At 60.7% G+C, this 9,096-nt stretch carries 9 protein-coding genes; 8 read left to right on the forward strand and 1 reads right to left on the reverse strand.

Annotation, left to right across the window (positions count from 1 at the left end):
• Positions 1 to 329, forward strand: a 329-nt coding sequence (locus tag ABHR75_RS00975; RefSeq protein WP_346963419.1) for a molybdopterin biosynthesis protein, incomplete at its 5' end; no start/stop codon positions are given.
• Positions 330 to 436: 107 nt separating this feature from the next.
• Here ABHR75_RS00975 and ABHR75_RS00980 read toward each other — a convergent pair.
• Positions 437 to 1,666 carry a putative ABC transporter permease gene (locus ABHR75_RS00980; RefSeq protein WP_346963420.1) on the reverse strand — a complete coding sequence of 410 codons (1,230 nt, stop codon included), beginning with the start codon at positions 1,664 to 1,666 and terminating at the stop codon, positions 437 to 439.
• A gap of 294 nt (positions 1,667 to 1,960) precedes the next feature.
• Here ABHR75_RS00980 and ABHR75_RS00985 point away from each other — a divergent pair, with 294 nt between their 5' ends.
• From ABHR75_RS00985 to ABHR75_RS01015, 7 genes are all read left to right on the forward strand, one after another.
• Positions 1,961 to 3,631, forward strand: a complete 1,671-nt coding sequence (locus ABHR75_RS00985; protein WP_138113623.1) for an amidophosphoribosyltransferase — start codon at positions 1,961 to 1,963, stop codon at positions 3,629 to 3,631.
• 156 nt (positions 3,632 to 3,787) lie between these two features.
• Positions 3,788 to 4,891, forward strand: coding sequence for a phosphoribosylformylglycinamidine cyclo-ligase (gene purM, locus ABHR75_RS00990; protein ID WP_117655823.1), 1,104 nt, complete (start codon positions 3,788 to 3,790; stop codon positions 4,889 to 4,891).
• A complete protein-coding gene (gene purN, locus ABHR75_RS00995; protein WP_055285383.1) occupies positions 4,881 to 5,582 on the forward strand; it encodes a phosphoribosylglycinamide formyltransferase in 702 nt (233 codons plus the stop codon). Before purM ends, purN begins: the two co-directional genes overlap by 11 nt.
• A 152-nt stretch (positions 5,583 to 5,734) precedes the next feature.
• Positions 5,735 to 6,199 (forward strand): PTS sugar transporter subunit IIA, encoded by a 465-nt coding sequence (locus ABHR75_RS01000; protein WP_117746187.1) that lies wholly within the window; start codon positions 5,735 to 5,737, stop codon positions 6,197 to 6,199.
• A gap of 170 nt (positions 6,200 to 6,369) precedes the next feature.
• Positions 6,370 to 7,590, forward strand: coding sequence for a peptidylprolyl isomerase (locus tag ABHR75_RS01005; protein WP_099432435.1), 1,221 nt, complete (start codon positions 6,370 to 6,372; stop codon positions 7,588 to 7,590).
• A gap of 54 nt (positions 7,591 to 7,644) precedes the next feature.
• Entirely contained in the window at positions 7,645 to 8,088 is a 444-nt protein-coding gene (locus tag ABHR75_RS01010; protein WP_055310319.1) for a GatB/YqeY domain-containing protein, read from the forward strand.
• A gap of 247 nt (positions 8,089 to 8,335) precedes the next feature.
• The gene (locus tag ABHR75_RS01015) at positions 8,336 to 9,067 is read left to right on the forward strand and encodes an amino acid ABC transporter ATP-binding protein (RefSeq protein ID WP_022094215.1); all 732 of its coding nucleotides are present in this window, start codon (positions 8,336 to 8,338) and stop codon (positions 9,065 to 9,067) included.
• Positions 9,068 to 9,096: the final 29 nt, after the last annotated feature.

A 9,096-nucleotide genomic window follows, 5' to 3' on the forward strand; every position in this document is an offset into this window, starting at 1 on the left:
ACCTGACACACAATGGCGTGGTGCGTGCGACGCCTAAGTCCGAGGTGCGTGGGGTCGAGACAGATGGTGTGGCGCCTGGACATAAGGTGGGCGGCATGGTGTTTGGCTTCGATGCCGAAAAGGTGCAGGCTGCTATCGAGGCAACGCGCGCGATGCCGGGTATCGGCTATGTGCGCGTGTGGCTGGCGAGCGGCGAGCTTACCGTGGGCGACGACATCATGCTCGTACTCATTGGCGGAGACATTCGCCCGCATGTGGTCGACGCACTTCAGAAGCTTGTCGGCACCATCAAAAATGAGTGTGTGAGCGAGGTCGAGCGCGAGGCATAGGACCTTGCGATCAATTCAAGTCCATCTACAGCAAAAGCCCACTGGCAGTTCAATCAGTCTGACAGCGGGCTTTTCTATGCGTTGGAAAATCTCGGCATTGCGTGGCGCTACACGCGCGTCGCATCCTTGGGGCTCATGGTCATGCTCTGGAAGCGGTTCTCCATATAGTCGTTATCGAAATACTTGCCGTAGAACTGCGCGACGGGAATATCCGGCTCCGTGCCGTTGACGCGCTGGTACCAGTAGTCGAGCGACTGCAGCGTCATGACGCCGTCGACCAGCATAATGACGGTAAAGATGACGGTAGCCGAGTAGCGACTCTTCCACGGAATCATGTTGATGAGCTTGAGCAGCCTCGGCAGCAGCAGCTTGATCCAGATAAGGCCACCCAGGCCCCACAGGCAGGCAAAGCCCGTGCAGGTGCGTCCGCCCGTAAGGACGGCGAGTGGGTCGGGCATGCCGAACAGTTTCATGTGCGAGTAGCTCCACGACACCACGCCAAATGAGGTCTGCATAAACCAGCCTACAAACACCTCGAAAGCGCCGCCGATCAGGGCACTTACCAGGAAAATGATCAGAGGATTCTTTTTATAGAAGCGGTTGAGCGCCATGGTCATGAGCACCGCGCCAAATCCGTAGATGGGGCTAAAGGGGCCAAATAGCATACCGGCCCGGTCCTGATAGACGCCGGGATCGACGACGACCATATGCCAGACTTCCTCGAGAATGAGACCTAACACGCTGCAGACGAAGAATACCCAGAACAGGTTGAAGTAGTTGAGCTTGATGTAGCCCTCGCCGGTTTCGTCGCGGCCGAGCATCCCCTCGGCGGCGGCATCGCGGTCGAGCATCTCTTGCAGACGGCGCTGCAGTTCGCGCTCCTGGCGTAGCGTGGGGTCGACGGTGGCCGAAAGCGCGATGAGGATACCGAGCTGAATGGCGGGGCGCAGCAGGAAGGGTCCGATACCCTGGAGCATCACGTCAACTAAAAGCTCCACGACGGTAAACGCGATAAGGATGTAGGAAAGACGGGCGGCGTTGCGGCGCTGGTTCTTGATGAGGTCCAGGCCAAAGATGATCAAGATGACGGCACTGGCAGCCGAGAGCATGATGCCGGCGACGATAAGGCCGACTGCGACGAGCGTGTTGTCGCCGAGGTTGGCGGCGGCGTTGCCGTTGATGAGCGCGGTGATGACCTGCCACATAAAGGCGCCGACCGACGGGAGCGTACCAACACCGGACAGGATGCACAGGACGGCATACACCTTAATGATGAGGGGGATCTTCTTGACCTCCGTGACGCTGGGGACGCTGGGGTCGAGTTCGTTTCGATCCATACATAACCTTTCTCGTTTTGCTGTAGGTACAAGGATACGCCGCCGACCTGCTAAAAGACAGGACAAACGACCCAATTGCAGCAATGTAAGCCCTAGCGGTGGACGAGACGCGTCGCGACGGAAGCATGCGGGATCGTCGGCCCCGAGGCGGTTGCCCAATAAAATGTTTGGCTGCAAAACGGATTATAAGCTCGGTGGGCTTTTAAAAAGCGCTGTTCATGCGCGGGAGTGCTTGTCTTGCCGTGCGTATAATAGGGCAGGTAACGCCAAATAACGAGGCTCTGAGGGGATGCCATGTCTCAAGAAACCATCCGCGCGGCCGAGCGTGCCGCGGGACAGGTGAAGACCATGTCGACGTATGATCCGGACTCCGACCAGCTGCATGAGGAATGCGGCATTTTTGGTGTGTGGGCACCCGATCGCGATGTGGCTCGACTGACGTACTTTGGTCTGCGCGCGCTACAGCATCGCGGCCAGGAATCGGCGGGAATCGCCGTGGGTGATGGCGGCACGGTTATGGTTCGCAAGGACCTGGGCCTGCTCGACCGCGTGTTCTCCAACGCCGACCTGTCGACACTCTCCGGCCAGCTGGCCGTGGGCCACGTGCGCTATGGCACTGCCGGTGCCAAGAGCTGGGAGGCCTCTCAGCCGCACCTCTCTACCATCAATAGCGTCATTATCGCGCTCGCGCACAACGGTACCCTCGTCAACACCGACGAGCTGCGCCGCCAGCTGATCGAGCTGGGCGTGCCGTTCCTTTCCAATTCGGATTCCGAGGTCGCGACTAAGCTTATCGGTTACTTTACTCAGCGTACAGGCCATCTACGCGAGGGCATTCGCAAGACCATGGAGCTCGTGCGCGGCGGCTATGCCATGACGCTCATCAACGAGCAGGCGCTCTACGCATTCCGCGATCCGCACGGCATTCGCCCGCTCGTGCTGGGCAAGCTGGTGGACGAGGGTCTGGACCAAGCCGATGCCGCATCCGTTTCGCAGCTGCCGTCGCAGGACGGCGCCGCGACGGTCGACGCCACCACCCATGTCACCCGCGCCGGCGGCTGGGTCGTTGCTTCCGAGACGTGCGCGCTCGACATTGTGGGCGCCGAGTATGTTCGTGACGTCCGTCCCGGCGAGATCTTGCGCATCAGCGCCGAGGGCCTTGTGTCCGAGCAGGGCGTGCCTGCCGCCGAAGAGCCTGCTAACTGCATCTTTGAGCAGGTCTACTTCGCTCGCCCCGACTCCATCATGAACGGCAAGAGCGTCTACGCCTGCCGTTATGACATGGGTCGTCAGCTGGCACACGAGGAGCCCGTCGAGGCCGACCTGGTCATCGGCGTGCCCGATTCCGGCCTGCCGCCCGCGGAGGGTTATTCGCACGAGAGCGGTATTCCCTTTGGCGAGGGCCTTATCAAGAACCGCTACGTGGGCCGTACGTTTATCGAACCCACGCAGGAGCTGCGCGCCATGGGCGTGCGTATGAAACTCAACCCGCTGCGCGACAACATCGAGGGCAAGCGCCTGGTCGTCATCGACGACTCCATCGTGCGCGGCACCACCATGGTGCAGCTCGTCAAGATGCTACGCAACGCCGGCGCCAAGGAGATTCATATCCGCATCAACTCACCCGAGGTTATCTGGCCGTGCTTCTACGGTATCGATACCGACGTGCAGTCGCAGCTTATCAGCGCCAACAAGACGGTCGACGAGATTTGCGAGTATATCGGCGCCGATTCGCTGGCCTTCCTTTCGGTCGAGGGCCTGCTTAAGGTCATGCCCAAGGGCGGTTACTGCGATGCGTGCTTTACCGGCCGCTACCCCGTGGCGATTCCCGAGAGTTTTGGCCGCGACAAGTTCATGGAGGGCTTTAAGCCCCGCAACCTGGACAAGCCGCTGCACTTTGATGACGACGCCGTGGTCGAGAAATACGACGACCGCAGCTGGGAAGAGGAGCACGGCGAGGCCTAAAGCCTGCCATGTAGGGACAGGTTTATTTTGGTAGGTTTTACCTGCTGTTTTGTTGATATGACGGCGCGCGTTGTTATGGCGCGCGCCGAAATGAACGCAACTATGAGCACCGTTTGGCGCCCGGGCGGCGGACGGTAGTGGGAGAGGAAGGCTCAGATGAGCGACAGCAAGCATGTGACGTATGAGGATGCCGGCGTCGATACCGCCGAGGGCGGCCGCGCCGTCGACGCGATTAAGCAGATGGTCAAGGACACCAATCGCCCCGAGGTTATCGGCGGCATCGGCGGCTTCGGTGGCCTGTTCTCGGCTGCCGCGCTTAAGGATATGGAAGACCCGATTCTGATTAGCGGTACCGACGGCGTGGGCACCAAGCTCGTGCTCGCCCAGATCATGGATCGCCACGAGACGGTGGGCCAGGACCTGGTCGCTATGTGCGTCAACGACATTCTGGCTTCGGGCGCCGAGCCGCTGTTCTTCCTGGACTACGTTGCCATCGGCCACATCGAGGCCGAGCACATGGCAAAGATCATCAAGGGCGTGGCCGATGGCTGTAAGCTCGCGGGCTGCGCGCTCGTGGGCGGTGAGATGGCCGAGCACCCCGGCGTCATGGCTCCGGCCGACTACGACCTTGCCGGCTTTACCGTGGGCGTCGTCGACCGTCCCAAGATGCTCGACCCCGCAAACGTCCGCCCGGGCGATGTGATCCTGGGCCTGCCTTCCACCGGCGTGCACTCCAACGGCTACTCGCTCGTGCGCAAGGTCATCGGCGTCGACGGCATTAAGCCGGGCACGCCCGAGGCCGCCGCTAAGGCGGAGGAGCTGAGCCGTCCGCTCGAGGAGCTCGGCGGTGCTTCGCTGGCAGACGCCCTGCTGGCTCCCACGCGCATCTACGTCAAGCCGATTCTGGAGCTGCTGCGCGGCGGCGCTCCGGTGCACGCCATTGCCCACATCACTGGCGGCGGTATTACCGAGAACCTCAACCGCGCGCTCGCCGACGACGTCGACGCCGTGGTCACCCGCAACGGTGCCGAGATGGGCTGGGACGTTCCTCCCGTCATCACCTACGTGTCGCGCCAGGCCGAGCTCGCGCCCAACGAGGCATGCAAGACCTTCAACATGGGCGTCGGCCTGTGCCTGATCGTCGCTCCCGAGGACGAGGCCGCGGTGACCGAGGCCCTGGTCGCGCTGGGCGAGAAGCCGTTCCGCGTGGGCGAGTGCGTCGAGGGCTCCGGTAAGGTCGTGTACTCCGATGAGCGCTAACGAGCAGATGGCTGCTGCCGAGGGCCTGGGCTTTGTGCCCTACACCCGTCCGACCGGCACCGATACGGCCGAGCCGCTCAAGATCGGTGTGCTCATCAGCGGTTCGGGTACCAACCTGCAGGCGCTGATCGATCTGATCGCCGCCGGCAAGCTCAACGCTTCGATTGAGCTTGTGGTGTCGAGCCGTCCTTCGGCTAAGGGTTTGCAGCGCGCTGAGCGCGCGGGCATCCAGACGCTCACGCTGTCCAAGGATGTCTATGCCGACCCCATCGCCGCCGACGAGATCATCGCGCACGAGCTGCTCGAGCGCGGCTGCGAATATGTGGTCATGGCCGGTTACATGCGCATGGTGCACACGCCGCTGCTGGCGGCGTTTCCCAACCGCGTGGTCAACTTGCATCCGGCACTGCTGCCGAGCTTTACCGGCGCGCATGCGATCGACGATGCCTTTGCGCGCGGCGTCAAGGTAACCGGTGTGACCGTGCACTTTGCCAACGAGATCTACGACAACGGCCCCATCATCGCCCAGCGCGCGCTGGCTGTCGAGGAAGGTTGGGATGTCGACACGCTCGAGGAGCACATCCACGCGATTGAGCACGTGCTGTATCCCGAGGTTGTTCAGATGCTCGCCGACGGCCGCGTCCACGTGCTGGAGAGCGGCAAGGTCGCAATTGACGCGCCTCGCGGCTAGCGGCGCACAGTACAATTTAGCCGAGTAGTCAGGGTGGTCATTGGCGCCAAGGCGCGCGTGGCCACCTTTTGTTTTGGGTAGTCATCGGGAACGGGCTTTAACGACTGGTCATTCAAGAACGTCGCAGGTGACTAGGTGAGAGAGGTGAGCGCATGGCGGATAACGAAGCGCTGTTTACGCCTGAGCTGGTGTTTTTTGATTGGGAGTGTGCGACGCCGGATGAGGTGTTCGCGCGGCTCGAGGGCGAGCTTGCACCACGTGGCTACATTGCATCCGGTTGGCTCGACGCCGTTCGCACGCGCGAGGATGCCTATCCCACGGGTCTTGCCATGCCGGCGGCAAACATTGCCATTCCGCATACCGATCCGGGGTTTGTGGCCAAGCCCTATATCGCGGTGGTGAAGCCCGCCGCGCCCGTGACATTTAACGCTATGGCTGGCATGGGCGCTCCGGTGTCGGCGCAGATCGTCATTAATCTGGGCATCGCCGAGCCGGGAGGCCAGGTCGAAGCCCTGCAGGCGCTCATGAACATCTTTATGGACGCCGATGCCGCAGCCGACGTGCTCGGCCAGACCACGTCCCAGGGCATGGTCGACGCCATCCGCCGCCACTTCTAAGGTGGGGCTGAGTCGGCACTTGGGGACTGTCCCTAACTGCCGGCTGCCAGAGCTGTCCCCTTTGCACCAAAATGGTGCAGATTAATCTGTCCCCAATGCACCAAGCGTGCCGCGGGGGCTGCGTTGTGACACAATGGCGTTTGTTCGATTCGTTATGCGAAAGGCCAACTATGGCAAATAAGAAAAAGAACTCCGAGGCCGCGCCGACGCCCGAGCAGCAGGCCCGCGCTGCCTCAAGCTCTCGCAAGAAGCAGCGCAAGACGTACGTGTCTAAGACCGTCAAGATCGTTCTGGTGGTCATCGGCGTGCTGGCGATGCTGCTTTCCGTCTCGGCGATGGCGTGCTCCGGCCTTATGTCGCAGGCTGAGGACACCTCGGGCTACAAGCTGACCGGCGGTGTTGCTGCCACTATCAACGGCACCAACCTTACCGAGGACACCGTGACCAAGCAGATCATGAGCATGCGCACGTCCTACGGCTACACCAAGGATGAGGATTGGGCGCAGTATCTGGTTGACAACGACCTCACGCCCAAGAAGTACCGCAAGCAACTCATCGACTCCTACACGCAGCAGATTCTGCTTCAACAGGCACAGAAGGAGAACGGCGTGACGGTGTCGGACGAGGAGGTCGAGAAGGCTTGGAAGGACGCGTGCAAGAGCGCGGGCGGTGCCAAGGCCTTTAAGAAGACCCTCAAGACCTACGGCTATACCGAGGACACCTACAAGGACTCGCTCAAGGAGAGTCTGGCACAGCAAAAGCTCAAGGACGCCGTGGCGCCCACCAGCAAGCCCAAGGACAGCGAGATTGTCGATTACATCAACGAAAACCTGTCCAGCTACAACGACGCCCGCCGCTCGTCGAACATCCTGATCAAGGTTGATTCCGACGCTTCCGACGAGGACAAGGCTGCCGCCAAGGCCAAGGCGCAGGAGTGCCTGGACAAGATCAACTCCGGTGAGCTGAGCTTTGAGGACGCCGTTGAGCAGTACTCCGAGGACACCGGTTCCAAGGAGAAGAAGGGCGATGTGGGCTGGGATAAGCTTACCACCTTCGTCGACAGCTACCAGACGGCGCTCGAGGGGCTCAACAAGGGCGACGTGAGCGACGTGGTCGAGTCGACGTACGGTTACCATGTCATCAAGTGCACCGACTACTTCCATGTCGATAATCAGGTTGATGATATCAACCAGGTGCCCAAGGCCATCAAGAAGTATGTCTCCAACGTGGTGAAGACGCAGGCGGCCAGCACCGCGTACAGCGAGTGGCTAGAGCAGTACAAGAAGGATGCCGACATCACCGTTAATCCCATGCCCAAGGACGTACCCTATAACGTGAGTCTGAAGGGCGTCACCAAGAGCTCGACCGACGATTCGTCGACGACTGAGTAATCATGGGGCGGTGCTCGCACGAGTGCCGCCCACGCTATTAGAGAGGATTTGCAGATGACCAACGAAGAGCTGCAGAAAGAAATGATCGCGGCCATGAAGGCCAAGGACAAGGTTCGCCTGTCCATCATTCGCCAGGTCAAGGCCGAGGTGAAGAATATCGAGGTTAACGAGCGCCGCGATGTGACCGAGGAAGACGTCAACAGCATGATCAAGCGCCTGATCAAGCAGACGAGCGAGACGCTGGAGATGTCCATCAAGGCCGGCACCGACCAGGAGCGTACCGACAACCTGACCGAGCAGGTCAAGATCCTGGAGAGCCTGCTGCCCGCGCAGGTTTCGGGCGAGGAGCTCGAGGCCCTGATCGAGCAGGTTATCGCCGAGCTGGGCGCCACGTCCAAGAAGCAGATGGGCCAGGTCATGGGTGCCCTGGGCAAGGCCACCGGCGGCAACTTCGATAAGCCGGCCGCAGCAAAGATCGTCGGAGCCCGCCTCGCGTAGGGGCCGAGTGGCACACAGTTGAGGCTGAGGGGGCGTGGCCGTCATGGTCGCGCCCCTTTTTGCTGGGCTGGGCACTCATTGGGGATAGGCTTAAATGAGTGCCCAATGAGCAGGTACTCATTTAAGTCTGTCCCCAATGAGTGGGTGGAAGGTTGCGGGTTCTTTACGGGAATGTAGTGTGGGCTGCGGAAACGTGGTTCTTTCCGTACAATAGTTCAACTCATGTAAACGCAGGGAAGGGACATTCATGGCAGACATGATCGAGATCAAGCATCTCAACAAGTACTTTGGCGACCTGCATGTGCTCAAAGATATCAACCTCACCGTCAAACGTGGCGAGAAGCTCGTAATGATCGGGCCTTCCGGCTCGGGTAAATCGACGCTCATCCGTTGCGTCGATTATCTGGAGGAGCCCACGTCGGGCGAGGTTGTCATCGACGGTACGCCGCTCACCAAAAAGAATCACCTGGAGATGGCTCGCAAGTATAGTTCCATGGTGTTTCAGCAGTTCAACCTGTATCCCAACATGACGGTGCTGGGCAACCTGACGCTCGCGCCCATCAAACTGCAAAAGAAGAGCAAGGAGGAGGCGACCGAGATCGCCATCGCTGCGCTCAAGCGCGTCGGCATGGCACATAAGGCCGGCGAGTATCCGCAGAATCTCTCGGGTGGTCAGCAGCAGCGCATCGCCATCGCCCGTGCCCTGTGCACCAAGCAGCCCATCATCCTGTTTGACGAGCCGACCTCGGCGCTCGACCCCGAGATGGTCCAGGAGGTTCTGGACGTTATGATTGAGCTCGCGCAGGAGGACATCACCATGATCTGCGTGACGCACGAGATGGGTTTTGCGCGTCAGGTGGCCGACCGCGTCATCTTTATGGAGGACGGCCGCATTCTGGAGGAGGGCACGCCCGAGCACTTCTTCGATAACCCCGAGAACCCGCGCTGCCGCGAGTTCCTGTCCAAGATTCTGCACTAGGCGCGGTGATGGACATGACGGATATGACG

The organism is Collinsella aerofaciens (assembly GCF_039752955.1).
GTDB classification, from domain to species: Bacteria; Actinomycetota; Coriobacteriia; order Coriobacteriales; family Coriobacteriaceae; genus Collinsella; species Collinsella aerofaciens_BI.